The organism is Ensifer sp. ZNC0028 (genome assembly GCF_000799055.1).
Taxonomy (GTDB): domain Bacteria; phylum Pseudomonadota; class Alphaproteobacteria; order Rhizobiales; family Rhizobiaceae; genus Ensifer.
Genome location: NZ_JTLA01000277.1, coordinates 1 through 297 on the forward strand (window position 1 = coordinate 1; position 297 = coordinate 297).

Genomic DNA, 297 nt, shown 5'->3' on the forward strand with positions numbered 1-297 from the left:
CCTGCCAGAGTTCCTTGAGGCCAATGCCGAACTTCTGGACGTCGCTATCCCTGGAGAGATCGAACTTGGCGATCAGCTGCTTGGCGAGCGAGCCGCGCACGCCCTCGCCGATCAGGGTGTATTTGCCGAGGAGCGCCATGCCGCGGGCGAAGTTCGGACCCGGCTCGCCACTCCTCTCGATGCCCATGTCGCCGGTGGCAACACCAATGACCGCACCCTCGTCGTTGTAGAGCACCTCGGTTGCGGCAAAACCCGGATAGATCTCGACGCCGAGTTCTTCCGCCTTTGTCGCCAGCC

The 297-nt window shown here is 63.3% G+C and carries 1 protein-coding gene; it reads right to left on the minus strand.

Annotated features, from left to right (window positions below):
- Window positions 1-297: hypothetical protein (locus L981_RS32995; protein ID WP_043627254.1), on the minus strand; the 297-nt coding region annotated here is incomplete at both ends.